The organism is Stenotrophomonas sp. 85239_Sma, assembly GCF_056481725.1.
Map to the genome: position 1 here is coordinate 4,425,553 of NZ_CM151163.1, position 25,606 is coordinate 4,451,158.

The 25,606-nt window shown below is 68.1% G+C and carries 25 protein-coding genes; 8 read left to right on the forward strand and 17 right to left on the reverse strand.

Going from position 1 to position 25,606, the window contains the following annotated elements; genetic code table 11:
* Positions 1-66 precede the first annotated feature (66 nt).
* Both ACYKG1_RS20570 and ACYKG1_RS20575 read right to left on the reverse strand, forming a co-directional pair.
* On the reverse strand, positions 67-1,245 hold the full coding sequence (locus ACYKG1_RS20570) for a glutathionylspermidine synthase family protein (RefSeq protein ID WP_478471245.1): 1,179 nt from the start codon (positions 1,243-1,245) through the stop codon (positions 67-69).
* Positions 1,246-1,252: 7 nt separating this feature from the next.
* The gene (locus ACYKG1_RS20575) at positions 1,253-1,825 is read right to left on the reverse strand and encodes a DUF1190 domain-containing protein (protein WP_164090210.1); all 573 of its coding nucleotides are present in this window, start codon (positions 1,823-1,825) and stop codon (positions 1,253-1,255) included.
* A gap of 409 nt (positions 1,826-2,234) precedes the next feature.
* Between ACYKG1_RS20575 and ilvD the strand changes: the two genes are divergently transcribed.
* Complete coding sequence (ilvD, locus tag ACYKG1_RS20580) at positions 2,235-4,073, forward strand: dihydroxy-acid dehydratase (RefSeq protein WP_478471246.1); 1,839 nt, start codon at positions 2,235-2,237, stop codon at positions 4,071-4,073.
* Positions 4,074-4,211: 138 nt separating this feature from the next.
* On the forward strand, positions 4,212-4,823 hold the full coding sequence (locus ACYKG1_RS20585) for a hypothetical protein (RefSeq protein ID WP_262084259.1): 612 nt from the start codon (positions 4,212-4,214) through the stop codon (positions 4,821-4,823).
* A 57-nt stretch (positions 4,824-4,880) separates the two neighbouring features.
* Here ACYKG1_RS20585 and dinG read toward each other — a convergent pair whose 3' ends face one another.
* The 3 genes from dinG to aroE all read right to left on the reverse strand — a co-directional run bounded on the left by dinG (position 4,881) and on the right by aroE (position 8,341).
* Complete coding sequence (gene dinG, locus ACYKG1_RS20590; RefSeq protein WP_478471247.1) at positions 4,881-6,983, reverse strand: ATP-dependent DNA helicase DinG; 2,103 nt, start codon at positions 6,981-6,983, stop codon at positions 4,881-4,883.
* A gap of 155 nt (positions 6,984-7,138) precedes the next feature.
* Positions 7,139-7,492 carry a hypothetical protein gene (locus tag ACYKG1_RS20595; protein WP_049444215.1) on the reverse strand — a complete coding sequence of 118 codons (354 nt, stop codon included), beginning with the start codon at positions 7,490-7,492 and terminating at the stop codon, positions 7,139-7,141.
* 3 nt (positions 7,493-7,495) lie between these two features.
* Positions 7,496-8,341: a shikimate dehydrogenase gene (gene aroE / locus ACYKG1_RS20600; protein WP_478471248.1), complete on the reverse strand. Its 846-nt coding sequence runs from the start codon at positions 8,339-8,341 to the stop codon at positions 7,496-7,498.
* Between the two features lie 48 nt (positions 8,342-8,389).
* Between aroE and ACYKG1_RS20605 the strand changes: the two genes are divergently transcribed.
* Positions 8,390-9,253: a TolB family protein gene (locus tag ACYKG1_RS20605; protein WP_478471249.1), complete on the forward strand. Its 864-nt coding sequence runs from the start codon at positions 8,390-8,392 to the stop codon at positions 9,251-9,253.
* A gap of 83 nt (positions 9,254-9,336) precedes the next feature.
* On the opposite strand, the gene ACYKG1_RS20610 is transcribed toward ACYKG1_RS20605, so the two are convergent.
* From ACYKG1_RS20610 to ACYKG1_RS20625, 4 genes are all read right to left on the reverse strand, one after another.
* Positions 9,337-9,606 carry a DMAP1-binding domain-containing protein gene (locus ACYKG1_RS20610; protein WP_253134565.1) on the reverse strand — a complete coding sequence of 90 codons (270 nt, stop codon included), beginning with the start codon at positions 9,604-9,606 and terminating at the stop codon, positions 9,337-9,339.
* A gap of 32 nt (positions 9,607-9,638) precedes the next feature.
* Positions 9,639-10,628: a porphobilinogen synthase gene (hemB, locus tag ACYKG1_RS20615; RefSeq protein ID WP_065198312.1), complete on the reverse strand. Its 990-nt coding sequence runs from the start codon at positions 10,626-10,628 to the stop codon at positions 9,639-9,641.
* Between the two features lie 19 nt (positions 10,629-10,647).
* The gene (locus ACYKG1_RS20620) at positions 10,648-11,565 is read right to left on the reverse strand and encodes a bestrophin family protein (protein ID WP_478471250.1); all 918 of its coding nucleotides are present in this window, start codon (positions 11,563-11,565) and stop codon (positions 10,648-10,650) included.
* Between the two features lie 123 nt (positions 11,566-11,688).
* On the reverse strand, positions 11,689-11,937 hold the full coding sequence (locus ACYKG1_RS20625; RefSeq protein WP_005420185.1) for a hypothetical protein: 249 nt from the start codon (positions 11,935-11,937) through the stop codon (positions 11,689-11,691).
* A gap of 186 nt (positions 11,938-12,123) precedes the next feature.
* On the opposite strand from ACYKG1_RS20625, the gene ACYKG1_RS20630 reads away from it, so the two are divergent.
* Entirely contained in the window at positions 12,124-12,588 is a 465-nt protein-coding gene (locus ACYKG1_RS20630; RefSeq protein ID WP_014038879.1) for a hypothetical protein, read from the forward strand.
* Between the two features lie 102 nt (positions 12,589-12,690).
* Here the strand turns inward: ACYKG1_RS20630 and ACYKG1_RS20635 are convergent, their stop codons facing one another.
* From ACYKG1_RS20635 to ACYKG1_RS20650, 4 genes are all read right to left on the reverse strand, one after another.
* Entirely contained in the window at positions 12,691-14,487 is a 1,797-nt protein-coding gene (locus ACYKG1_RS20635; protein ID WP_478471251.1) for a DUF885 domain-containing protein, read from the reverse strand.
* Positions 14,488-14,554: 67 nt separating this feature from the next.
* Positions 14,555-15,070 (reverse strand): cytochrome c oxidase assembly factor Coa1 family protein, encoded by a 516-nt coding sequence (locus ACYKG1_RS20640; protein WP_478471252.1) that lies wholly within the window; start codon positions 15,068-15,070, stop codon positions 14,555-14,557.
* Between the two features lie 25 nt (positions 15,071-15,095).
* Positions 15,096-17,321 (reverse strand): S9 family peptidase, encoded by a 2,226-nt coding sequence (locus ACYKG1_RS20645; protein WP_478471253.1) that lies wholly within the window; start codon positions 17,319-17,321, stop codon positions 15,096-15,098.
* Between the two features lie 153 nt (positions 17,322-17,474).
* Positions 17,475-18,164 (reverse strand): glutathione binding-like protein, encoded by a 690-nt coding sequence (locus tag ACYKG1_RS20650; protein WP_478471254.1) that lies wholly within the window; start codon positions 18,162-18,164, stop codon positions 17,475-17,477.
* A 112-nt stretch (positions 18,165-18,276) separates the two neighbouring features.
* Between ACYKG1_RS20650 and ACYKG1_RS20655 the strand changes: the two genes are divergently transcribed.
* Together ACYKG1_RS20655 and ACYKG1_RS20660 are read left to right on the forward strand one after the other, a co-directional pair.
* Positions 18,277-18,885 carry a TIGR00645 family protein gene (locus tag ACYKG1_RS20655; protein ID WP_100474559.1) on the forward strand — a complete coding sequence of 203 codons (609 nt, stop codon included), beginning with the start codon at positions 18,277-18,279 and terminating at the stop codon, positions 18,883-18,885.
* 199 nt (positions 18,886-19,084) lie between these two features.
* A complete protein-coding gene (locus ACYKG1_RS20660) occupies positions 19,085-20,098 on the forward strand; it encodes an energy transducer TonB (protein WP_014038885.1) in 1,014 nt (337 codons plus the stop codon).
* Positions 20,099-20,180: 82 nt separating this feature from the next.
* Here the strand turns inward: ACYKG1_RS20660 and ACYKG1_RS20665 are convergent, their stop codons facing one another.
* On the reverse strand, positions 20,181-20,435 hold the full coding sequence (locus ACYKG1_RS20665; protein ID WP_478471255.1) for a hypothetical protein: 255 nt from the start codon (positions 20,433-20,435) through the stop codon (positions 20,181-20,183).
* Between the two features lie 76 nt (positions 20,436-20,511).
* Between ACYKG1_RS20665 and ACYKG1_RS20670 the strand changes: the two genes are divergently transcribed.
* Together ACYKG1_RS20670 and ACYKG1_RS20675 are read left to right on the forward strand one after the other, a co-directional pair.
* Complete coding sequence (locus tag ACYKG1_RS20670; RefSeq protein WP_478471256.1) at positions 20,512-21,309, forward strand: helix-turn-helix domain-containing protein; 798 nt, start codon at positions 20,512-20,514, stop codon at positions 21,307-21,309.
* Between the two features lie 99 nt (positions 21,310-21,408).
* A complete protein-coding gene (locus ACYKG1_RS20675; protein WP_478471257.1) occupies positions 21,409-22,119 on the forward strand; it encodes a transposase in 711 nt (236 codons plus the stop codon).
* Between the two features lie 22 nt (positions 22,120-22,141).
* Here ACYKG1_RS20675 and ACYKG1_RS20680 read toward each other — a convergent pair whose 3' ends face one another.
* Genes ACYKG1_RS20680 through ACYKG1_RS20690 form a run of 3 tightly spaced genes read right to left on the reverse strand, consistent with a single transcriptional unit; the run spans position 22,142 to position 25,592 of the window.
* Entirely contained in the window at positions 22,142-23,326 is a 1,185-nt protein-coding gene (locus tag ACYKG1_RS20680; protein WP_014038889.1) for an ABC transporter permease, read from the reverse strand.
* Positions 23,323-24,069, reverse strand: coding sequence for an ABC transporter ATP-binding protein (locus ACYKG1_RS20685; RefSeq protein WP_478471258.1), 747 nt, complete (start codon positions 24,067-24,069; stop codon positions 23,323-23,325). Before ACYKG1_RS20685 ends, ACYKG1_RS20680 begins: the two co-directional genes overlap by 4 nt.
* On the reverse strand, positions 24,066-25,592 hold the full coding sequence (locus ACYKG1_RS20690) for an alpha/beta fold hydrolase (RefSeq protein ID WP_478471260.1): 1,527 nt from the start codon (positions 25,590-25,592) through the stop codon (positions 24,066-24,068). The genes ACYKG1_RS20685 and ACYKG1_RS20690 overlap by 4 nt, the downstream gene beginning before the upstream one ends.
* Positions 25,593-25,606 lie beyond the last annotated feature (14 nt).

The window sequence follows — 25,606 nt, forward strand, 5'->3', positions numbered from 1 at the left end:
CCAACGGCGGTTGTTCTACGACCGGCGTCGGTCACCCGCGTCGGCTCTGGGGGCGCCGCACCACCATCAGACGTAGATCCGCGTCGGCGCCTCATCAACGATCGCGTGCGGCACGAAGCGCGCACTGTCGCGGGTGATCGCGCTGTCGTCCTCGCGGATGCCGATGCCGCAGGCGTGGTCACCCACCACCCAGCTGCCGATCAGCGGATAGCCGCCTTCGAAGCGGGTGAGCGGATGCGCACGCTGGATGATCGCCGGGCCGTCATAGGGCCCGTCGCTGCGCTGGGTGCTGCCATCGGCCAGGTGCATCTCGATGTTGGCGCCTTCGCGTGAGAACAGCGGCTTGCGCACCCAGCCCGATGCCAGCGTGCTGCCGTCATCGAAGTGCGCCTCCAGCAGGTTCGGATGGCCCACGTTGCGCTGCCACAGCAGCGGCAGGATGCCCTTGTTGCTCAGCACCGCCTTCCACGCCGGCTCCAGCAGCTGCACGCCCGAGCCGGGCAACGCGCGGCCGAATTCCTCGGCCATCAGGTCTTCCAGCGGATACAGCTTGAACAGCGTGCCGATCACCGAATCGTCCAGCGCGGTGAAGCGGCCGTCCTCGGACAGGCCGATGTCCTCGATGGCGATGGCCTGGCCATGCAGGCCGGCCTGCGACGCACAGTCACGCAGGTAGTCGACGGTGCCGCGGTCTTCTTCCGAGCTGCCCACGGCGCTGAAATACAGCGGCGGCGGCAGCTGCGTGGCCAGTTCGCCGAAGCGTTCGACCAGCGCTTCGTGGATCGCGTTGAACTGGTCGGCATGCTGCGGCAGGCGACCGGCGTTGCGCTGGTCCTCCAGCCACTGCCACTGGAAGAAGCTGGCCTCGAACAGCGAGGTCGGCGTGTCGTAGTTCAGTTCGTACAGCTTGGCCGGGCCGGTGCCGTCGTAGGCCAGGTCCAGGCGGCCATAGAGGTGCGGCTGGCGCTGGCGCCAACTTTCAGCGATCCAGTCGCGATAGTGCGACGGAATCGCCAGCTGGTCCATCAAGCGTTCGCTGGCGATGACATCACCGACCAGGTCCAGCGCCATCTGGTGCAGCTCGGCGCTGGGGTCTTCGATGTCCTGCTCTATCTGGCGCAGGGTAAAGGCGTAGTACGCGCTTTCATCCCAGTACGGCTGGCCGTCGATCGTGTGGAAGCGGAAACCCGCCTCTTCCGCGCGTGCCCGCCACTGGGCACGCGCGGCAATCCGGATGCGCTGCATGGGTCGATCAGCCGCCGTAGCTGCCGCTGGTGCTGCGGCGTGCGCTGGTGTTGCCGAAGCCACCACGGCTGGCGGTGACCGCACGGTTCGGCTCGCTGGTGACCGGGGCCAGGCCAGCCTTGCCGGCGCCGATGCCGCTGGCGGTGTTCAGGCCACCGCTGCCGCCCGGAGCCGGACGCGCCCAACCGGCGCTCTTGTCCTGGTAAGCCGGCGACGCCGCCGGCGCCTGCGGAGCGAGGCCGCCGCGGTTGCTCAGCATCTGCGACATGAAGAAGCCCATCATCATCGGGCCGATGAACGAAGTACCGGCCGAGGTGTGCTGCTGCACGCACTGTTCCGGCTTGTAGTCCTTCTCGCAGGCTTCCTTGCTGGCGTACTTCGGCGCCGCATCGGCGGCCTGCTTCTGCGCTTCGGCGAACGCGTTGCGGCACGCCGACGGATCGCCGGTGGCCTCGGTGCAGGCCTCCACCGAGGTGTACAGGCCTTCCTGCACCTTCACCTCCGGCTCCTTCTGGCAGGCGGTGAACAGCAGCGGCGCGGCGCTCATCAGCAGCAGCGCGGTGGTGCGGGAACGTTTCATGGCCTCATGCCCTGTCGACGGATCAATGCCCCAATGATGCCAAATCCGGGCCATCAACCGGAATCGGCAAAGTGGCAAAGATGAACGGACTTTCATTTTCGTCGGGCATTGGGGTCAGAGCCCATCGCGCCGCGATGGGATCCGACCCCGGGCGGCTCACCGCTCAGGTAGGTGCCAACCTTGGTTGGCACACACCCCGCGGCGCCCCGCTATGGCCGGCGCGCGCAGCCAAGTCTCCGGCAAGAAGCCCCCTTGTTGTTCAAGGGGGCGCGCCGAAGGCGCGGGGATAAGGGGAAATGCGCGGACCACCAAGCCGCTGCAAGCGGTGAAGGTGGTTGCAGCAGCAACCGAAAAAATTGGCCATGATCAGCCGACCCCCACGTCGTACGGCCCGCCCGTTCCGCCAGCCATGCCCGAATACCGTTCCCGCACCTCCACCGCCGGCCGCAACATGGCCGGCGCCCGCGCGCTGTGGCGTGCCACCGGCATGAAGGACGGCGACTTCCACAAGCCGATCATCGCCATCGCCAACTCCTTCACCCAGTTCGTGCCCGGCCACGTGCACCTGAAGGACCTCGGCCAGCTGGTCGCGCGCGAGATCGAACAGGTCGGCGGCGTCGCCAAGGAATTCAACACCATCGCCGTGGACGACGGCATCGCGATGGGCCACGACGGCATGCTGTATTCGCTGCCCAGCCGCGAGATCATCGCCGACGCCGTGGAATACATGGTCAATGCGCACTGCGCCGACGCGCTGGTGTGCATCAGCAACTGCGACAAGATCACCCCCGGCATGCTGATGGCCGCGCTGCGCCTCAACATCCCGGTGGTGTTCGTCTCCGGCGGGCCGATGGAAGCGGGCAAGACCAGGCTGTCCGAGCACAAGCTGGACCTGGTCGACGCGATGGTGGTGGCCGCCGATGACAGCGCTTCCGACGAAAAGGTCGCGGCGTTCGAGCGCAGCGCCTGCCCTACCTGCGGTTCCTGCTCGGGCATGTTCACCGCCAACTCGATGAACTGCCTGACCGAAGCGCTGGGCCTGTCGCTGCCCGGCAACGGCACCACGCTGGCCACCCACGCCGACCGCGAAGCGCTGTTCCGCCGCGCCGGCCGCCTGATCGTGGAACTCTGCCACCGCTGGTATGGCAGCGAAGACCCGAGCGCGCTGCCGCGCGGCATCGCCACCCAGGCCGCCTTCGCCAATGCGATGACCCTGGACATCGCCATGGGCGGTTCCACCAACACCATCCTGCACCTGCTGGCTGCCGCGCAGGAAGCCGAGGTCGACTTCGACCTGACCCACATCGATGCACTGTCGCGGCGTGTCCCGCAGCTGTGCAAGGTGGCACCGAACACGCCCAAGTACCACATCGAAGACGTGCACCGCGCCGGCGGCGTGTTCGGCATCCTCGGTGAGCTGGACCGCGCGGGCCTGCTCGATACCACGGTGCCGACCGTGCACAGCGCCAGCCTGGCCGACGCGCTGGAACGCTGGGACGTGGTGCGTAGTGACAACGACACCCTGCATACCTTCTTCAAGGCCGGCCCGGCCGGCATCCCCACCCAGGAGGCCTTCAGCCAGGCCACGCGCTGGCCGACCCTGGACGTGGACCGCACCGAAGGCTGCATCCGTTCGCTGCAGCACGCGTACTCACTGGAAGGCGGCCTCGCCGTGCTGCGCGGCAACCTGGCCGTCGATGGCTGCGTGGTGAAGACCGCCGGCGTGGACGAGTCGATCCACGTGTTCGAAGGCCCCGCGCGCGTCTACGAAAGCCAGGACGCCGCCGTTGCCGGCATCCTCGCCGACGAAGTGCAGCCGGGCGAGGTGGTGGTGATCCGCTACGAAGGCCCGAAGGGCGGCCCGGGCATGCAGGAAATGCTGTACCCGACCAGCTACCTGAAATCGAAGGGGCTGGGCAAGCAATGTGCGTTGCTCACCGATGGCCGCTTCTCCGGCGGCACCTCGGGCCTGTCGATCGGCCATGTTTCGCCGGAAGCCGCCAGCGGCGGAACGATCGGCCTGGTCGAGGACGGCGACCGCATCCGCATCGACATCCCGGCCCGCCGCATCGACCTGCTGCTGGATGAGGCCACGCTGGCCCAGCGCCGCGCCGACGCCGATGCCCGTGGCTGGAAACCGCGTGCACCACGCCCGCGCAAGGTCACCAGCGCGCTGAAGGCCTACGCGCTGCTGGCCACCAGCGCCGACAAGGGCGCCGTGCGCAACACCGCCCTGCTGGGCGATTGACCGCCATACAGTCGTGCCGGCCGCTGGCCGGCATCCGTACCGTGACAGCCCACATCGATGAGGCTGCCGGCCAGCGGCCGGCACTCCCCATCCTGATCCGTTATGGTGGCCCAGGAAGTCACCAACACGGAGGTTGCGATGATGTTGCTTTCCTTTGCGCTGGCCGCTGCCATGGGCATGTCAGCAGAGCCGCCAGAAGCACCGGACTGCCGCTACGACCGTGCAGCGATGCTGGCGATGGAACCGGATGCGTTCGATCAGGACCTGGAAGGTGGCTGGCGCACGCTGGCCGACCGCGGCTGCCACCGTGAAGCCGCTGATCTGCTCGCCGCCTATGCTGCGTTGCCCAAGGCTGCGGGCAACACCATGATCCTGTGGCATGAAGGCCAGATGCGTGCCGAGGCGGGCCAGTACCCGCAGGCGGTGGCGCTGATGCGGCGCACCTACAAGCCCACCGGCACCGACCCCGGTTACTGGAACGCCTACGTGGACGGCACCATCGCCTTCCTGCAGCGCGACCGTGCAGCGCTGGAAAGGGCGCGTGCAGCACTGATTGCGATTCCCACGCCGGAGCAGATCGCCGGGGCGCTGAAGGATGGGCGCTATCACTTCACCACCGCCGGCGGGCAGAAGGTGGATGTGCCATGGCCGCCCAACCTGGACGTGCTCGATGGCTTCCTGCGCTGCTTTGATCGCGATTACCACACTGCGATGGGCAACCAGGCCTGCCGGAATCCGCAGGGCGGTTGAGCGACAGAGTGCGTGGTGGGGTCAGAGCCTTTCCTTCGGAAGGGATCCGACCCCGTGTCAGCCGATCACGCGCTTGAACGGCGGCAGCGCGTCGATGATGCGCTTGCCGTAGCGGCGGGTCAGCAGCCGCGAATCAAGAATGACCACGCGGCCGGTGTCGGTGGAGGTGCGGATCAGGCGGCCGGCGAACTGGGTCAGCGTGCGCAGCGCATGCGGAATGGCGATCAGGTTGAAGGCATTCAACCCGCGCCCCTCGAACCACTCGCTGAGCGTGGCGGTCTGCGGGTCGGTCGGCACCGCGAACGGCACCTGGGTGATCACCACCGTAGTGCAGGCTTCGCCCGGCAGGTCGAGCCCTTCGCCGAACGAGTTCAGCCCGAACAGCACCGAGCCCTCGCCTGCCGCCACGCGCCGCAGATGCTCGTCGATCAGGCGGGTCTTGGACATCTCGCCCTGCACCAGCACCTGCTTGCGCCGCGCGGCCGACATCAGCCCGGCCACCTTCTCCATCTTCCAGCGCGAGGTGAACAGCACCATCGAGCCCTTGGCCCAGTCCAGCTCGGTGTCGAGGTAGCGCGCCACTTCGCGCGGGTGGCCTTCGCGGTCGTCCGGCGTGACCGGGAACTTCGGCACGACCAGCTCGGCCTGGTTGGGCAGGTCGAACGGCGACGACAGCGAGACCATCTCTGCCTCTTCCGGAATGCCGTTGTCGATCGCCAGCGACTGGAAGTCGCCACCGCCGGTCAACGTCGCCGAGGTCATCACCACCGAGTCCACTTCATCCCACAGCAGCTTGCGCAGCACGTGCGCGGCCGACACCGGCGAGCCGTGCAGCACCAGGTCGCCGTCGCGGGTGGCGGTGACCCAGCGCGCCATCGGCGGCGCGCCATCCTTGTCCTCGCGGCGCCACGCCTGCCACAGGTTGTACTGCTGCTCGATCATTTCCAGCGCCATGCCCAGGTTGCGCTGCAGGCGCTCGCGCGCGGCATCGTCTGGCTTGCCCTTGGCCACCTGCGCAGTAGCGGCATGCGCCCAGTTGTAGAGGCTGCGGGTATCGTCGGCCAGGGCCTCGATCGGCCCGCGCCAGGCCTCGGGCAGGCGCCCGTTGGCCGCGCGCCACATCGGCTCTTCGTCCGCCGGTGCCGGCATCCACACCCGCTCGATGTGATCGCGGAACGCGCGCAGCTGCTTGGCCACGTTGCTGGCCACCTCGATCGCTTCGTTCGGCAACAGGTTGCCAAGGCGGTCCTTGTCGACCGCGCGGTAGGCACCGGCGATCAGGATCTGCAGGCGGCCGGTGCGTTTGGCCATCTCGTCCAGCGCCAGGCTGGCTGCACCCTGGTCGATCGCCACGCTGCCGATGTGATGGCCTTCGTCCAGCACCAGCAGCATGTCCGACGGCGGCGCGATCAACGGCTGGCCGTTGTCGCTGTCACCGATCGACAGCGCCGACAGCAGCAGCGCGTGGTTGGTGACCACGATCTGCGCATCGCGCACGGTGTTACGCGAACGCAGCACTGCGCACTGCGCCGAATAGGCGCAGCGGCGCCCGGCACAACCCGAAGCCGGCGTGGTGATGCGGCTGCGCAGACCGGGGCTGATGGTCTCCGGCGCGTTGTCGATGTCGCCATCCCAGGTGCCGCCGGTGAAGGCGTCGGTCAGGCGCTTGGCGATGTCCATCTCGATCGGCGCCAGCGGCCGGTCGAACAGGGGTGCGTCATCCTCGAACATGCCGCCCTGCGAACCCTCGCCCTGCGCCTCAGCAGCATTGCGCGTGCACAGGTAGCGGGTACGGCCCTTGGCCAGCGCCACGGTCGCTTCCAGGCCGGTGGCCTTGAGGAAATTCGGGATATCGCGCTCGACCAGCTGCGACTGCAGCGCTACGGTGCCGGTGCTGATCACCAGCTTCTTCTTGCTGGCCAGCGCGATCGGTACACCTGCGGTGAGGTAGCCCAGGCTCTTGCCGACGCCGGTGGGCGCCTCGACCACGCCGACGCCGCCACTTTTCGACAGCGCACGCGACACCACACCGATCATCTGGCTCTGCGAGCGGCGGGTGGAGAAGCCGGGAGTATTGGCCTGCAGCGTCGTGTACGCCTTGCGGATCGCGTCCTTCAAGGCGTCATCGAGCGTGCGCGGAGCGGCGACGGTTTCGGTCACGCCGGGAACTACCGTGGCTGGATCAGGCCGGTCATTGTCGCATGGCCGGCCGCGTTCACTGTCGCTGGCACCCTGAACGGGCCAGCGACGACGCCCGGCGGCTGGATGAACACGCCGGACGCTACTGACGACGACCCAGGGCCGTCACCGGGCTGTCACTGCACCGCGTTGCCGCGCAGGCGCAGCAGGCGCACCAGCGCCCACACCAGCAGCACCACGCCGATGGCCTCGACCATCGCCAGCGCGAAGTGCACCACGCCGAAGATGGCGCTCATGCCCGAGATGGCGCTGAAGTTGCCACTGCTGACCAGCCACATCGGCAGCATGCCCGCCGCCAGGCCCCCCAGGCTGGACAGCAGCAGCAACAGCAGGCCGACCAGCGCGCCGGTGCGGGTGGCATCGCGCGGCGCACCGACCACCCAGACCAGGCCGACGCACAGCGCGATCAGCACCGGCAGGCGCACGCCGACCATGCTCAGCACGGTCACCATCAACGTTGTGCTGTCCATCGGTCAGTCTTCGCCGGCCAGCACGGCCGAGCCCTGCCGCAGCGACTGGTAGACCTCGTCGGTCTGCGGGCGCACGCCGTGCCACTGCAGGAAGCTTTCGGCCGCCTGCTCGACCAGCATGCCCAGGCCGTCGACGGTATTGCGGCAGTTCGCCGCACGGGCCCAGGCCAGGAAGGCGATGGCGGCCTCGCCGTAGTTCAGGTCGACGGCGGTGGTCATCGAATTGACCAGTGACAGCGGCAGCTTGAATTCGACGTCGCGGTCGCGACCGGCCGAGGTGGCGTTGACGATCAGTTCGAAGTCGCCGAGGTCGCGCAGGTCCTCCCAGTAGCGGCTGATCGCACGGCCCGGTTCGCCCATCGCGTCGATCAGTTCGTCGGCGCGCTCCGGCGTGCGGTTGACCACCACCAGTTCGGTGATGCCTGCATCGAGCAGCGCCGGGGCGACGCTGCGCGCCGAGCCACCGGCACCGATCATCAGCACGCGGCGGCCGCGCAGGTCCAGGCCGTGGCGATCGGTCAGGTCGCGCACCAGGCCGATGCCATCGGTGGTGTCGCCGTGCCAGCGGTCGCCCTTGCGCAGCAGCGTGTTGACCGAGCCGGCGCGGCGCGCCCGTGCGGTCAACGTGGTGCACACCGAGAACGCGGCTTCCTTGTGCGGCAGGGTAACGTTGGCACCAACACCGCCCTCGGCGGCGAAGGCCTGCAGGCCGGCCAGGAACGCATCGGGGGCCAGGTCGATCGCGCGGTAGTCGATGGCGATGCCTTCCTGGCGACCGAACGTCGCATGGATCTGCGGCGACTTCGAGTGGGCAACGGGGTGTCCGAAGACGGCGTAACGGTCGGTCATGGAATCCTCAAGCTGGCTAGACTGATGCTCTTTCGTGCACGGAACCGGATGATGCGCATCACCCCGCCCCTGCTGGTGCTCGCCGCCAGTCTACTCTCTGCCCCCGTGGCGATGGCGTTGAACGAGTACGGGATCGAAGGCATGGGCGTGGTCTCGACCCGCGCCGACGAGGGCCGCGCCACGATCAGTGCCGATGGCCGGCGCATCGTCTTCGCCCGCCGCGGCGAGGCCGGATGGGGCCTGTGGGAAGCGCGCGTGGTGGACGGCCGCTGGCAGCAGGCGCAGGCGCTGCCGGTAGGCGTGGCCGGTGAAGCCCGCGATCCCTACTTCAGCCGTGACGGCCGCTGGCTGCTGTTCGCGGCCGGCGGCGAGGGCAAGCTGGCGCTGTACCGTGCCGCGTTGGCCGCCGACGGCCAGCCGGGCCCGGCGCAGCCGCTGGCCGGTGACGGCGGGCGCCGGGAAGAGCGCGGGCCAGCCCTGAGCGCGGATGGCAAGCAGCTGTTGTTTGCCCGCCAGCAGGGCCGTGGCGCCGGCTGGGACCTGTTCGTGGCGACGCTGGATGCGCAGGGCCTGCGCGGCCCGGCCAGCGCACTGAGCGCGTTGAACAGCGCCGACGACGAGACCGACGGTGACTGGCTGGGCCATGACGGCGCCGTGGTATTCAGCCGTGGCAGCGGCAGTACCGCGCAGGTCTGGAGCAGCCGCTGCGCATGGAGCGGCGTGGCACTGCAGCCGCTGGGGCTGTCGTTCAACCAGGCTGGCGGCTGGACCGGCGCGCCGGTGATCGACAACGCCAAGCCCGGCGAGATGATGGTCGCCAGCAGTGCGGCGAAGGCACCGCGTGCCGGGGGCGTGGATGTGTACCGGTTGGCGGTGCCGAAGGTGGCGGCGGTGCCCGGGTGCGTGCGGTAGATCCACGCCATGCGTGGATGGTGCCCGCGAAGGGGTCAGAGCCCTTTCCTGCGGAAAGGGATCCGACCCCGGGCATTGCCCCGTCAGCGCGACAACACCTTGGCGCGCAACTGCTCGTACTCCATCTCGCTCAGCTGGCCGTTGTCCTTGCGCTGGTTCAACGCGGCCAGCTCGGCCTGCACGCTGTCCGGCAGCGCCTGTTCACGGGCCACGTGACGCGCGGCGGAGAGCTGTTCCGGCGGGCGCTTGCCGGCCCGCCAGGCCGCGATGAAAACACCGACGATGATGGCGCCGAACACCAGCGTACCGATGCCCCAGATCAACCATTGCACCCATCCCAGCTCGGGTCCCATCGCGTATTCCTCCGTCTATCGTGGCGCTATTGTCAGCGCTCGCGCAGCCATCGCGCCACCTGCGGCGCGAAATAGGTCAGCACACCATCGGCGCCTGCCCGCTTGAAGCCCAGCAGCGACTCCATCACGCAGGCGCGTTCGTCCAGCCAGCCGTTGGCGAAGGCGGCCTTCATCATCGCGTACTCGCCACTGACCTGGTAGGCGAAGGTCGGCACGCCGAATTTCTCCTTCACCCGGCGCACCAGGTCCAGGTAGGGCATGCCCGGCTTGACCATCACCATGTCGGCGCCCTCTTCCAGGTCCAGCGCGATCTCGCGCAGGGCCTCGTCGCCATTGGCCGGGTCCATCTGGTAGGTCTTCTTGTCGGCCTTGCCGAGGCTGGCCGCGCTGCCCACCGCATCGCGGAATGGGCCGTAGAACGCCGAGGCGTACTTGGCCGAGTAGGCCATGATGCGTACGTTGATGTGGTGGTCGGCATCCAGCGCACGGCGGATCGCGCCGATGCGACCGTCCATCATGTCCGACGGCGAGACGATATCCACGCCGGCTTCGGCGTGCGATACCGACTGCTTGACCAGTGCTTCGACGGTGATGTCGTTGAGCACGTAACCCTTGTCGTCGATGATGCCGTCCTGGCCGTGGGTGGTGTACGGGTCCAGCGCCACGTCGGTCATCACCCCCAGTTCCGGGAAGCGCGACTTCAGCGCGCGGATCGCGCGCTGCGCCAGGCCGTCCTCGGCCCACGCCGCCGACGCGTCCAGCGATTTCAGCGACGGATCGATCACCGGGAACAGGTCGATCACCGGAATGCCCAGCTCCAGCGCCTCTTCGGCCACCTTCAGCAGCTCTTCGATCGACAGCCGCTCCACGCCCGGCATCGACGGCACCGCGGTGCGGCCGGCCAATTCGTGCACGAACACCGGGTAGATCAGGTCGTCGGTGGTCAGCGTGTTCTCACGCATCAGGCGGCGCGAGAACTCGTCATGGCGCATGCGGCGCGGGCGATAAAGCGGGTGGGACATGGCAGGCTCCGAGGAGTGGCTATTGCAACAGGTAGCCCTGCGGCAGCAGGGGTTCGGGCAACGGGCGTTCGCCGAGCGCGTCGAGCTGGTCGATCTCGATCGTGCGCACCAGCGCGTCCAGCGGCAGGTCGTTCGGCTCCAGGCCGAACGGGTCTTCCATTTCTTCGCCCAGCTGGTCCAGGCCGAAGAAGGCATAGGCGAGCACCGCCGACAGCACCGGCGTGCCCCAGCCCAGCGAGCTGGCCAGGCCGAACGGCAGCAGCACGCAGAACATCCATGCGCTGCGGTGCAGCAGCAGGGTGTAGGCGAACGGCAGCGGCGTGGTGAGGATGCGCTCGCAGCCGGCCTGGATCGACGACATCGCGTGCAGGCGCTCCTCCAGCTGGGTGTAGAGGATCGGGTCGAGTTCACCGGCGCGCAGGGCCTGGGCCAGCTCGGCGGCGATCATCGACAGCACTGCATCAGGCACGTTCTCGCGCTGGCCCAGCTGCTCGCGCTGCGGCTTGTCCATCCACGGCAACGCAGCCAGGGCCACGATGCGACCACGCAGGCGAGCGGCCAGCGCATGGGCGAAGGCCGTAGTGAGGTAGGCGATGCGGCGACGGCGACCGGCGTCATCGGCCAGCAGCAGGTTGACCTGGCGGGCCAGCGAACGCGATTCATAGACCAGCTGGCCCCACAGCTTGCGGCCTTCCCACCAGCGGTCATGGCAGGCGCTGTTGCGGAAGCTGAGGAAGATCGACAGGACCAGGCCAAGCAGGGTGAACGGCGTGACGGAAACGCGTTCGATGCCGGTCGGTGGCGCCAGTTCCACCACCGCGGCCACCGCGATGGACAGGATCAGGATGGCCAGCACCTTCGGCGCGATCGCTTTGACGATCGAGCCGCGCAGGATGTACAGCAGTTGCCAGCCGTGGGGACGGGGTCGGATGATCATGGGGCAGCCGCGCCGGGCGCGGATTCACAGGCACGCGGGGGGCTCGCGCAGCCGTTCATTGTACGCCCCTGCCCGGCCCGCGGCCGTGTACCTGCGACGCCCTGTCGCACCCGGCGACGCGGCTCAGATCACGCCGCCACCCAGGCCCAGGCGCAGGATGCCGACCACCACCACGATGCCGTTCAGCACCAGCCCAGCCCAGGCCCGGCCGCGCTTGGTCGGGTGGGTGAACAGGATGCCCAGCGCGGCGATCACCGCGCCCACGGCGGCGAACGGGATCAGGAACCAGTTGCCCCAGCCCAGCAGCGGAATCAGCGCCAGGATCATCCACAACAGCGCCAGTACGCCCCACAACAGACTGATCACACCCATTCCGCTCTCCCGCAGTTGGTTCCTGTCTGTCCACCATAGTCGTTCCCACGGTCGCCGCCTACTGCCGTTGGCGGGGCTGTCACCGGCACCGTGCTAGCGTCCTGCCGTACGCGCTCTGGCCCGGGTGTTGGCGCCGATTCAGAGTAGCCCGCCGATGATCGCAACCAGTCCTACAGGGGTCGTGCCATGAACATCCGTTGGGCCGCGCTGGCGGCCATCCTGCTGGTCGCCGCCGGTTGTGCCAGCACCTCCAAGGTCATGCTGGGGCGCGCCCGCGCGCCGATCGATCCGGCACTGGTACAGATCTATTCGACGCCGCCGGCCGGCTCCCAGGAAATCGCCCAGCTGGAATCGGCGTCTGCCGTAGGCTTCGGCACGCAGGGCCAGACCGACGCGGCGGTGGCGCGCCTGAAGCGCGAGGCCGCAGCGCTGGGCGCCAATGGCGTGGTGCTGATGGGCGTGGGCAGCAGCGGCTCGCCGGTGGGCATGTCGGTGGGTGCCGGCACGTTCGGCTCGCATGTCGGCGGAGGGGTCGGCATCGGTATTCCGACCACGCAGAAGCGCGCCGCCGGCGTCGCGATCTGGGTACCGAACCCGGCACCGCCGGCACGGCTGCCGACGCAGGTGATCACGCCGCAGCCGCAGCGTTGACGGTGATGCGGTAGATCCACGCCATGCGTGGATGGGCATTCCCGGTGACGCACGCGGTCAGAGCCCTTCCCTACGGAAAGGGATCCGACCCCAGCGCTTCGGTTACTTGTACTTCGGCACGAACACCTTGTTCACCGCATCGGCCAGCTGGTCCGGCGGCAGCAGGCCCTGGTCGAGCAGGAAGTTGTTGAACGCCAGGCGGTCAAACTTCGCACCCAGTGCCAGCTCGGTCTGCATGCGCAGTTCCAGGATGCGGGTGTAGCCATAGAAGTAGCTGCCCGCCTGGCCCGGCATGCGCACCATGTAGCGGTCCAGTTCCTGGGTGGCCATCGCCTTGGACAGGCCGACCTGCTCCATCAGTACGCGCTCGCCGTTGGCACGGTCGGTCAGGCCGAGGTTGAGCATCGGGTCGAGCATCGCGCGCGCGGCCCGCAGCAGGCGGAACTGCAGGGCGATCATCTGCCCATCCAGCGGCTCGTACGGCACCATCTCGGCTTCGGCATACAACGCCCAGCCTTCCACGTTCACCGAATTGAACGCGAACATGGTGCGTGCCAGCGAGACGCCACGCTCGACCATGGCGGTGAACTGCAGCTCGTGGCCGGGGCGGCCTTCATGCGCGCTCAGCGTCCACGCCGCCGCGCCGAAGTTGAAATCATCGTACTGCGCGCCCGGGCCCGCGGCCGGGTTGCCCAGCGGCAGCACGAAGGTGCCCTGCTGCCCGGTGTTGTTGACCAGCGGCGCCGGCAGGAAATGCGGTGCCGGGCTGGCCGCGCTCTCGGCGGCCGAACCCAGGCGCATCTGCATGGCGCGCTTGGGCACATCGACGATGGCGTGCTCGCGGATCAGCGGATCGATCGCATCGATCACCTTGCGGTAGTGGCCTTCCAGATGATCGTCGGCGATCTTGTCGGCCTTCAGCGCGCGGATCACCGCCACCGGGTCGCTCGGATCGGCCACCTTCAGGCCCTTGTCCTTCACCACCAGCGGTGCCAGCTGCTGCATCGCCGAACGGGTTTCCATGAATTCCAGCTGCGCGCGCTGCATCAGCAGCTTCGGGTCGATGTCGATGCCGACCTGCTTGAGCTGGTAGGCGTACAACGGCGCCGGCAGGCGTGCGTCGGTGCGCGCCTTCGGCAGCACGGTCGAGCGCGTCCAGCTGGCGTAGTCCTTCATCTGCCCGGCCAGGGCCTTCATCGCCTCGTCGGCGCCGGCGATCTGGTACTTCTTCAGCAGCGACTCGATGCCGGTGATGTAGGTCTCGACGTTGTCCAGCGACTGCTGCACTTCGATCTTCGTCGGCTGCAGCAGGCTGCCGTCCTTCAGCCGTTCCTCGTAGCGCTGGCGGGCCAGCGTGGTGAACGCGGTGCCGCCCGGCTGCAGGCCAGCATACGCCTTGAGGCGGTCGAGCGCCTTGGCCCGGCGCTCGGCCGGCACCTGGTCGGACAGCAGCAGGTTAAGGCCGCTGAACACCGTCTGCGGCGCATCGCTCCACGGCAGCAGGTACTTCTCGTTGAGCTCGCTGCCTTCGATGTTCTGGTTGGCCGCGTGGATCATGATCTCCAGGTCCTGGCGGACATTGGGATCCTGCTCGGCGGCCAGCTTCGCCTTCAGTTCGTCGCGTGCCTTGGCCATCGCGGCGCGGTAGCGCTTGCCGTTGTCCGGGCCGAGGTCAGCCACCTTGTCATCGTAGCCGGGCACGCCGAAGAAGCCGGTTTCTTCCGGCTGGAACGGGCCCTGCGCATCGAGCAGGATCTGCGCCAGTGCGTTGCTGCGGGCCACCCAGGCCGGGCTGGCCGGGGTAGCGGCCTTGGCGGCGGGTGCAGCCAGCGCCGGCGGTGCGGACAGCAACGGGGCAGCGGTCAGGGCCAGGGCAACGGCCAACGCGATCGGCTTCATGGTGCACTCCAGGACAGGGTTGCCCGCACCCTACGCGCTCAGCGCAGCGGCGACAATCGGCCGGAGGTCACAACGCCGCGGTCAGCGGGCACTCGCCGCGCTCGCGGCAGGCCTGCAGTTCGCATTCCTGCGCGGCTTCAACGTCATCCAGTGCGGTCAGGTCGAACGTCTGCTTGTTCTCGCCCAGCACGTACATCACCGGGTAGTCCCACACGTCGTCACTGCGGGTACCCTTCACGAACAGCCGGCCCTGCGCGCGTGGTCCTTCCAGGGCCACGGTCAGGCCAACATCGCGCTGGCCGTTGATCGCGGTCTGCATGCTGCCCAGTGGCATCGATTCAATATGCAGCGGCTCGCCGAAGGCTTCCACCAGTTCGATGCTGCATCCCGCGCGACGCATTGCTTCGCGCATCGGCGGGCTCTCGCGTGCCGCCTCGCTCCAGCGCAGCACGCTCCAGGCCACTGTGCCACCGGCGCCGGCCAGCACCAGCAGCACGGTCAGCGGCATCGCCCAGCGCCAGTGACGGCACCACCAGCCGGCGGGCTTGGGGCCATGGGTGGGAATCGGCGGTGGCAGGGTCATCGGCGGGCTCCTTCCCGTTCGTGCATCAGGGCTTCAGGCAGCGCCCCAGGAAGGCTTCGGCCACGCGGTAGCGATGCAGGGCATCGGCGCCGGACAGGCCATGCTTGGCGCCCGGGTAGGTCATCAGTTCGAACGGCTGCGCACGCTTCTGCAGCGCGCTCATCAGGCTGGTCGAGTTGGTGAACAGCACGTTGTCGTCGGCCATGCCGTGGATCAGCAGCAGCGGCGAACGCAGGCCGTCGATGTGGGTCAGCACGCGCGCTTCGCGGTATCCCGCTTCATTGCGCGCCGGCAGATCCATATAGCGTTCGGTGTAGTGGCTGTCGTACAGGCCCCAATCGGTGACCGGTGCGCCGGCCACGCCGCAGGCGTACTGGTTCGAGGCCTTGGCCAGCAGCATCAGGGTCATGTAGCCGCCGTTGGACCAGCCCTGCACGCCGATGCGCGCCGGGTCCACCCACGGCTGCTGCTTCAGCCAGGTCACGCCGCGCAGCTGGTCGGTCACTTCCACCGTGCCCTGCTTCCCGTACAGCGCGCCACCGAAGTCGCGGCCACGGCGCGGGGTGCCGCGGTTGTCCAGCGAAAACACCACGTAGCCCCGCTGGGCCAGGTACTGGTTGAACAGATGGTCGCCACGACCGGGCCAGCTGTCGGTGACGGTCTGGCTGGCTGGGCCGCCGTAGACGTACACGGCCACCGGATAGCGCTTGGACGGATCGAAGCCGGCCGGCTTGATCAGGCTGTAGTTCAGCGGGGTCTTGCCATCGGCAGCCATCAATGTGCCGAACTCGACCGGGCGCTGCGCATCGCGATAGCGCGCATACGGGTGCTTGGGATCGGCCAGGTCGTTCTCGACCAGCGTGGCGATCTTCTCGCCACTGGCGCGGAACAGTTCGATCTGCGGCGGCGTGGTGCTGTTGGACCAGCTGTCGACGTAGACGCTGGCATTGCGGGCGAACGTGGCACTGTGCATGCCCGGTGCCTTGGACAGGCGCTGCGGCTCACCGCCCTGCAGCGACACCGCGTAGATCTGGCTTTCGCGCGAGCTCTCGATGCCGGCACGGAAGTAGGCCTTGCCGGCCTTTTCATCGACCGCCAGCAGCTCGTCCACCGGCCAGTTGCCATGGGTCAGCGCGGTGGCCTTGCCCTTGCTGTCGATGCGGTACAGGTGCTGGAAGCCGGTGCGCTCGGACGACCACAGCACGCTGCCGTCTTCAAGGAAGCGCAGGCTGTTGTGCAGCGGTACCCAGGTCGGGCTGGTCTCGTGGGCGAGTACGCGCTGGCGGTTGGAATCGAGTGCCACTTCCACCAGGTCCAGCTGCCTCTGGTCGCGCGACTGGCGCTGGAAACTCAGGTGCTGCGCATCGCGCCAATCGACGCGGGCCAGGTAGATGTCCTGCTCCTTGCCCAGGTCGACCCAGCGCGGCTGTGCATCGGCGGCCGGTGCAATCACGCCCAGCTGCACGCGTACGTTGGCGTCGCCGGCGGCCGGGTAACGCTGCTCGATCACATCGGTGCGGTCGGCGTAGACCTCGTAGCGCTTCTGCACCGGCACCGGTGCCTCGTCGATGCGCGCGAAGGCGATGGCCGAATCATCCGGCGCCCACCAGTAACCGGTGTGGCGGTCCATCTCTTCATCGGCGACGAACTCGGCCACGCCGTTGCCGATGGTGGTGCTGCCGTCGCGGGTCAGCTGCAGCTGCTTGCCACTGGCCAGGTCGATCACCCACAGGTTGCGGCCGCGGATGAAGCTGACGAAGCCGCCCTTGGGCGACAGCTTGGCGTCGGTGGCGAAGCCTTCACCGTGGGTCAGCTGGCGCACGGCCGCTGCACCCTGCTGCTTGAGGTCGTACAGGTAGAGTTCGCCGCCCAACGGGAACAGCAGGCGCTGCGCGTCCGGCGACCACTGGTAATCGACGATGCCGGTCATCGCGGCGATGCGCTGGCGCTCGCGGCGGGCCTTTTCCTCGTCGCTGAGGGTCTCGGTGCCGGGCAGCACCACCTTGGAATCGACCAGCAGGCGGGTCTGGCCGCTGCCGATGTCGTAGGTCCACAGGTCCAGCTGGTTGCGGTCGCTGTCCTTGCCGCGCAGGAAACTGACCTGCGAACCGTCCGGCGCCACCTTCGGCTTCATCAGGGTCGGGCCGGACAGCGGCAGCGGGCCGGTGATGGCTTCCAGGGTCAGCTTTTCGGCGTGGGCGGCGGTACTGGTGGCGAGCATGAGGGCGAGCGAAGCGAACAGGTGGCGCATGGAGGATCCCGTCAAACGGCAGGTCCGCCCCGCGGCGGGCGCCGGGCGGTCGTCCCCCATCCTAACCAAGCCCGTGCGGGAAGGCAGCATGACCTTCTGCCCATAAGGAGTGCGAGCGAGTGCCGACCAACGGTCGGCACCCACCGTTCTGGGTCAGCGCTGGCCGAACAGGTGCTTGCGCTCTTCGTCGCTGAGCGGCTTGCCGGCGTTGGGGTTCACCTGCTGGCGCAGGGCATAGGCGCGCTGGGTGGCCGGGCGTGCGGCGATGGCCTCGTGCCAGCGCTTGAGGTTCGGGAAGGCGGCGAAGTCCACCGGCAGCGTGTCGTAGGCGCCGATCCACGGGTAGCTGGCCATGTCGGCGATGGTGTACTCGTCGCCGGCCAGGAAGGCGTGCTGGGCCAGGCGCTTGTCCATCACCCCGTGCAGGCGGCGCACTTCGTTGTCATAGCGCTCGATCGCGTACGGGATCTTCTCCGGCGCATACACATTGAAATGCCCCATCTGGCCGCTCATCGGGCCCAGGCCCGCCATCTGCCAGAACAGCCACTCCAGGGTGGTGACGCGGCCGCGCGGGTCGCGGGGCAGAAACTGGCCGGTCTTCTCGGCCAGGTACAACAGGATCGCGCCGGACTCGAACACGCTCTGCGGGGCACCGCCATCGGCCGGGGCCTGGTCGACGATGGCCGGCATCTTGTTGTTGGGCGAAATGGCCAGGAATTCCGGCTTGAACTGGTCGCCCGAGCCGATGTTGACCGGGTGGATGCGGTACTCCAGGCCGGTTTCCTCCAACAGCAGGGTCACTTTGTGGCCGTTCGGGGTGGGCCAGTAATACAGGTCGATCATGGCGTCGGCTCGGGGTGCGGAAAGGAACCTGAAGTCTAGTGCGAGAGTTGGGTTGGCACCGTCATGTCGGGCCGGTAACCTCGCCTCTCCCCCGAAACGCAGCATCCCCCGCATGAGTGCAAACCGCCCGCCGCTCTCCCCGCTGTCCACGCTGATCTTCGCCTCGCGCTGGCTGCAGCTGCCGCTGTACCTGGGCCTGATCGTGGCGCAGTGCGTCTACGTGTTCCTGTTCGGCAAGGAACTGTGGCACCTGATCTCGCACTCGGTCTCGATGGGCGAACAGCAGATCATGCTGATCGTGCTGGGCCTGATCGACGTGGTGATGATCTCCAACCTGCTGGTGATGGTGATCGTCGGCGGCTACGAGACCTTCGTCTCGCGCCTGCGCCTGGAAGGCCACCCGGACCAGCCGGAATGGCTGAGCCACGTCAACGCCAGCGTGCTGAAGGTGAAGCTGGCGATGGCGATCATCGGCATCTCCTCGATCCACCTGCTGAAGACCTTCATCGCCAGTGGCGCACTGAATGGCATCCCGCTGTGCACGCCGGAACAGATGAGCGTGGCCGCCGCCAACATCGGTGTCGCCCGCTGCTCGATGCTGACCCCGGACGGCGTGCTGTGGCAGACCATCATCCACTGCGTGTTCATCCTGTCGGCAATCGGCATCGCCTGGACCGACAAGCTGATGTCCAACAGCCACAGCAAGTCGCACGACCACTGAGGTCGTCGCCGGCAACGGCGGTGGCCGTTGCCCCTTCCGGCCACCGCCCCTTGTACGCGGCGGTGGCCGGGATGCTAGATTGCACCCTCGCCGTTGCCGGCGGTGGCGTCGGGAAACGTCACCCTGCCGCGCCCGGACCGCAGGTCCCGGCCATGCATATCAATGATTTACGTCACGTCGTCTTCTAGAGGGGAGCAGGATGTCGCACGTCTCAACGATCACCGCCGCGCGCCGGTGGCTGCCGGTTGCTTTGGCACTGGCGCTGGCCGCCTGCTCGGGCAAGGAAGAATCCGCAGCACCGGCCCCGGCCGCCGCACCCACCGCCGCCGCACCGGCCGCACCGGTGGTCGCCGCCAAGGTGCAGTCGATGGGCACCGAGCAGCTGCGTGAGTCGGCCAGCCAGGCCCTGCGCGAGAACCGCATGTACGCGCCGGCCGGCGACAACGCCATCGAGTACTACCTCGCCCTGCGCGACAAGACCCCGGACGACGCCTCGGTGAAGAGCGCGCTGACCGACCTGCTGCCCTACACCCTGATCGCCGCCGAGCAGCACCTGGGCCGCGAGGACTACACCGAGGCGCAGCGCCTGGTGGCGCTGATCGAGAAGGTGGATGCCTCCGCGCCGGCCCTGCCGCGCCTGAAGGACGGCCTGGCCAAGGGCGTGCAAAACGCTGCCAAGCGCACCGAAGCCGAAGCCGAGAAAGCCAAGAAGGACGCCGAGGACCGCAGCAAGCAGCAGACCGAACAGCAGCGCCTGGCCGAGCAGCGCGCCAAGGAAGCCGACGCGGCCAAGCAGATCGCTGCCCAGCAGGATGCTGCCCGCCGCGACAACGAGCGCCAGGAGGCCGAGCGCCAGGCCGCTGCCCGCCGCGAAGCCGAGCAGAAGCAGCAGCAGGCGGCCGCCCAGCAGGCCAGCGCCGCACGCCAGGCGGCGGCTCCGGCGGCCGCTGCGGCGCCGAACCTGCGCCCGGTCAGCACCCCGGCACCGCGTTATCCGTCCGAGGCGCTGCGTGCAGGCACCTCCGGCGAAGTGCTGGTGGAAATCACCGTCGGCACTGACGGCTCGGTGATCAACGCCCGCGTGCTGCGCGCAACGCCGTCGCGCGTCTTCGATCGCGAAGCCATGAACGCAGTCAAGCGCTGGCGCTTCGAGCCGGTCAGCGCGCCGGTCACCACCCGCCGCACCCTGGTATTCGCCCCGGGCGGCGGCTGACCACGAAAAGGGGACGGAGGGGATTAAGTCGTTTCCGTCCCGCAATGACCACACGGCCCGGCATGTCCGGGCCGTGTTCGTTTCAGGGGTAGCTGTCGATCAGGCGCTGCAGTGCTGGATCGCGCGCGGCCAGCACCTGGAACAGTCCCAGCGCATGCAGGCCCGGCAGCAGCTCACGCATGTCGGCTTCGGCGGTGGCGCGGAGGGCGTCATCGCTGGCGGGATCCTGCCAGTCACGGACGCTGGCGAGGAAGGCACCGACGCTGCCCTTGCGCACGGTGAGGCCGTTTACCTGCACGTCGTTCTGGTGGTCGGGAAGGATGTCCTGCGGCTGCATGGGTGATGCTCCATTGAGGGGACTTCCAGTATCGACACCCCGCAGCGACCGTTCTGCCGTATAACTGCCAAACGATATGGCAGATCAGACATTCCCCGCGTTGCTCGACCCCGCACTGGCCAACGCCAGCAGCGGGCCGGCGTTGCTGGCAGCCCAGCTGCGCCTGCACCGCCCACGACGCACGGCCCGCCACCGGCACGCCCGCGGCCAGCTGCTGGGCGCACACCAGGGCCTGCTGCGGATCGAGGTCGATGATCTGCAGTGGCTGCTGCCAGCCGGGCACGTCGCCTGGATTCCGCCCTCACTGCCCCACGCCCTGGTAGGGGCAGAGGAATTTGATGGCTGGAGCCTGTACTTCAACGCCGAGGCCTGCCTGGACCTGCCCGCCGTGCCGCGCATTTTCCAGCCCAACGCGCTGTTGCAGGCCGCGACGACGCGCGCGCTGAGTTGGCCACACCGGGCGCTGGACGCCGCGCAGGTACGCCTGGCCGGCGTGATCGCCGATGAGATCACCGCCAGCACGCCGCTGCCGCTTGCCCTGCCACAACCGCAGGATCGCCGCCTGCGGCGGGTCGCTGCGGTGCTGGCACGTTCGCCGGATGACCTTCGCAGTGTCGGGGCGTGGGCAGCCACCTGCGGCCTGTCCAGCCGCAGCCTCGCCCGCCGTTGGCAGGCCGAAACCCACATGACGCTGGGCCAGTGGCGGCAACGCCTGCGCGTACTGCTGTCGCTGCCACGCCTGCTGGCGGGCGAACCGGTGATCAGCGTTGCGCTGTCCATGGGCTACGACACGCCCAGCGCCTTCATCACCGTGTTCAAGCGCGAGATGGGGATGACGCCTGCGCGCTACGCAAAAGGGGACGGAGGGGATTAAGTCGCTTTTGACTCACCCGACACTGCTTCGCGGCATTGCCTGATGCCCTGCTCCGCAGCCGCGATGACAGGCTGAGGTCCCTTTCAGCCTCCGAATCCCATGCCCCGACAAGCACGCCTGATGCTGGCAGGCCAGGCCTATCACGTGATCCAGCGCGGCGTGAACAAAGGCGCGATCTTCATCGACGACATCGACCGCCAACTGTTCCTGCATCTGTTGCACAGCGCATTTCTCAAGCACCACGTCGCACTGCATGCCTATGTACTGATGGGCAACCACGTCCACCTGCTGGCCACGCCCTCCACACAGCAGGGACTGGCGGGCGCAATGCGCATGCAGGGCAACAACTACGTGCAGGCCTTCAACCAGCGGCACGGACGCAGTGGGCCTCTGTGGCAGGGGCGCTTCCATTCCTCGATGATCGACAGCGACGCTTATCTTCTCAGCGTATACCGCTACATCGAACGCAATCCGGTTCGCGCCGGAATTGTTGTCAGCGCCGAAGATCATCCGTGGTCCAGCGTGCACGGCAACCTTCAACGACGGGATGATCCAATGCTGACCCTGCACCCCGCGTTCAAAGCGCTTGCAGGAACCGCTCGGCAGAGGACGAGGTTGTATGCCGAATTCCTGCGCGATGTGAATGCATCCGCAGACCTGCCCGCAATCCGCAACCACAGCAGCAGGCAATGCCCAATGGGGGACGCTGCATTCCTGCGGATGGTGGAGAAGACGCTGGGACGCCCCGTGGCAATACGCAGACGAGGGCGCCCGCGCAAGGAGGGGACGGGGGAGGCAGAAACGACTTAATCCCCTCCGTCCCCTTTTTGGGTCAGCCGGAGATCGCCAGGCGCTCGTTGTGGTAACGGCGAACGGCGGCGAACCACAGCACCGCGGCCAGGCCGAGGCTGGCGCCTAGGTAGATCGCCCAGACCGCCGGGGTGATCGTCTCGTGGCGGATCACCTTCAGCAGCATCTGGTTCTGCGACAGGAACGGCACGGCGTACTGCCACATCTCGCTCTTCAGCGGATAGGCCACCAGTGCGTAGCCGGGCAGCATCGGCAACAGCATCAGCCAGGTCATGTGGCTCTGCGCTTCCTTCATGCTCTTGGCCGCAGCCGACAGGAAGGTCAGCAGCGAGGTGCCGATCAGCAGCATCGGCAGCATCACCAGCAGCATCTGCAGCATCGATCCGACGTTCATGTTGAACTGGCGGCCGATGTTGCCGGGCGCGATCTGCGCGCTCACCTTGAACGCGACCAGGGTCAGCAGCAGCGATACGAAACCGACCACGCAGGCGGCGGCGATCTTGCCGCTGACGATCGCGCTGCGCGAGCCCGGCGTGGCCAACAGTGGTTCCAGCGACTGCCGTTCGCGCTCGCCGGCGGTGGCGTCCATCACCAGGTAGGCGCCACCGATGAACGAGGTCAGCGTCAGCAGCACCGGCAGCAGCATCGACAGGATCATGCCGCGCTTGGCCTCGGCACTGGCCAGGTCCTGGCGCGCCACGTCCAGCGGGCGTGCCACCTGTGCATCGATGCCGCGCGCCATCAGGCGCAGTGCACCGACCTGGCCGTTGTAGGTGGCCAGCGCCGCCTCCAGGCGTGCGCCAGGCACTTCGGCAGCGCGCCGCGTGCTGTCCTTGATCACCTCCACCAGTGCCGGCTTGCCATCGGCCCAGTCCTTGCCGAAGTCATCGCTGATGCGCAGCGCCACATCGATGTCCTGGGTGCGGATGGCCTCGGCCAGGTCCTTCGGTGCCGGTGCGGCATTGAGGCCCTGTGCGGCGAGGAAGCGCACCAGGTTCGGTGCGTTCTCCGCGCCGATGGTCGGGATCTGCAACGGCTCTTCGATCTGGGTCCGCACCCGGCTCTCGGCCAGCTTGCCCATGCCCAGCAGCAGCACCGGGTACAGCAGCGGCCCGAACAGCAGGGTCAGCAGCAGCGTGCGGCGGTCACGCGACAGGTCACGCAGTTCCTTGCGCATCACCGTCATCAGGGTCGACATCATGCTCATGCGTGCAGGCCCTCTTCGCTCCCGATCAGTTTCACGAACGCATCTTCCAGGTTGACTTCTCCGGCCTGTGCACGCAGCTCGTCGGCGCTGCCGGCCGCCATCACCGTGCCCTTGGCGATGATCACGATGTGGTCACACAACGCGCCCACCTCCTGCATGATGTGGCTGGACAGGATCACGCAGCGGCCCTCGTCGCGCAGGCCCAGCAGGAAGCGGCGTAGCGCGCGCGTGGTCATTACATCCAGGCCGTTGGTCGGTTCGTCGAGGATGACGTTGCGCGGGTCGTGCACCAGCGCGCGGGCAATCGCGGTCTTGGTGCGCTGGCCCTGCGAGAAGCCATCGGTCTGCCGGTCGAGGATGTCGCCCATGTCCAGTGCGTGCGACAGCACCTCGATGCGTTCGCGGATGCGCTCGGCCGACAGGCCATGCAGCTCGCCAAAGTAGGCGATGTTCTCGCGCGCGGTCAGGCGCTTGTAGACACCACGCGCATCAGGCAGCACGCCGAGGTGGCGACGCACCTCCACCGGATGGCGTGCCGCATCGATGCCGTCGACCATGATGCTGCCCTGATCGGGCGTCATCAGCGTGTAGAGCATGCGCATGGTAGTGGTCTTGCCGGCACCATTGGGGCCCAGCAGGCCGGTGATCTGCCCATCCCCGGCGCGGAAGCCGACGTTGGCGACCGCCTGGATGCGGCCCGTGCGGGTATCGAAGGCCTTGTGCAGGTTGTCGGCGACGATCATGGTTCCCATCCGTTGAACGAGGTGAACGCCGGCACGTAGCTCAGCGTGTCCAGGCAGCTGGCATCCAGTGCCTTGGCATCGGTCTTGTCGATGAACTGGCCGAGCAGGCGCGGCATGCAGCCGGCGGTCAAGGTGCCATGGCCCTGGCCACGGGCGACCAGCGCACGGCCATTGGGCAGGCCCTTGAGCACCTGTGCGGCGTAGCGGGGCGGCGTTACCGGGTCCAGCTCACCGGACAGCAGCAGTGCCGGCACCCCGCTGCGCAGCGGCACGGCATCGGTTGCCGGCGCCGGACGATGCGGCCACACCGGGCAGGCCGCGAAGAAGGCGCTGGCGACTTCGTTGCCGAACAGCCGTTCGGGATCCTCGGCCGGCGCGTGGTAGCGCGGCGCATCCTCGCTGCAGATCACCGACCACTGCATGCCGCGGTTGATCTGGAAATCCATGCTGCGGTTCGCGCCGCGCGCCAGCGATGCCAGCGGTCCGTAGCGCCCGTGTGCGGCCTCATCCAGCACCAGTGGCAGCAGCGAGGAATACTGCGGCACGTAGGAGAAGGCGAAGGCCAGGCCGACCACGCTGTCCGGCGTCAGGACATCCTGCCGCGGTGCGTTGGTACCCGGATCGCGATACTCGACCGAGACCGGCGCACGACGCAGGGTGTCGACCACGCTGCGCAGCTGCGCGCGGGTGTCGGTCGGGAAGCGCTTGCTGCAGGCGGCATCCTTGCGGCACTGCGCCGATTGCAGGGCGATCGCGTCCTCGAAGGTGGTCGCGAAGTCGCCACCGACCACCAGCTCGTTCGGCACCACGCCATCGATGACGATGCTGCGGGTGTGCTGCGGATAGGCGCCGGCATAGCGCTGGGCCACGCGGGTGCCGTAGGAGCCACCGACCAGGTTGACCTGATCCACGCCGAGCGCACCGCGCACCGCATCCAGGTCGGCGATGGCCTCGGTGGTGGTGTAGAAGCGCGCGTCGGCACGCCCCTGCAGCGACGCCGCGCAGCGCTGGGCGTAGTCGCGCAGCGATGCCTCGGAAGGCGCGGCATCTTCGTCCATCTGCAGTGGCTTGCCGTCTGCGCCCAGGCAACTGAGCGGGTTGGAGCCGCCGGTGCCGCGCTGGTCGATCAGGAACACGTCGCGCTGCTTGCGCACCTGGCGCAGTGCGGTATCGACGATGACCGCCACCTCGCTGGCCGCCTGGCCGGGGCCGCCGGCCAGGAAGAACACCGGGTCGGGCTGGCTGGCGCCGCTGCTGCCCGATTCCAGCCAGGCGATGCGCAGGCCGATCCGGCGGCCCGCGGGCTGGGCCCGGTCCTCCGGTACCTGCAGGGTGGCGCACTGCGCCTCCACGTTGGCGCTGGCGCCTTCGGTGGACAGCGTGCAGGGCTGGAAGTCGATCGTGCCGAAGCGGCGGCTGGGTGCATCACTGGCACTTCCGGCATCGGCCGCCGGCGGCTGGCTGCACCCGGCAATCATCAGGCTGGCCAGCATCCCGGCCAGCGCGAGGTGGTGTCTTTGCATCGTGCTCGTTTCCC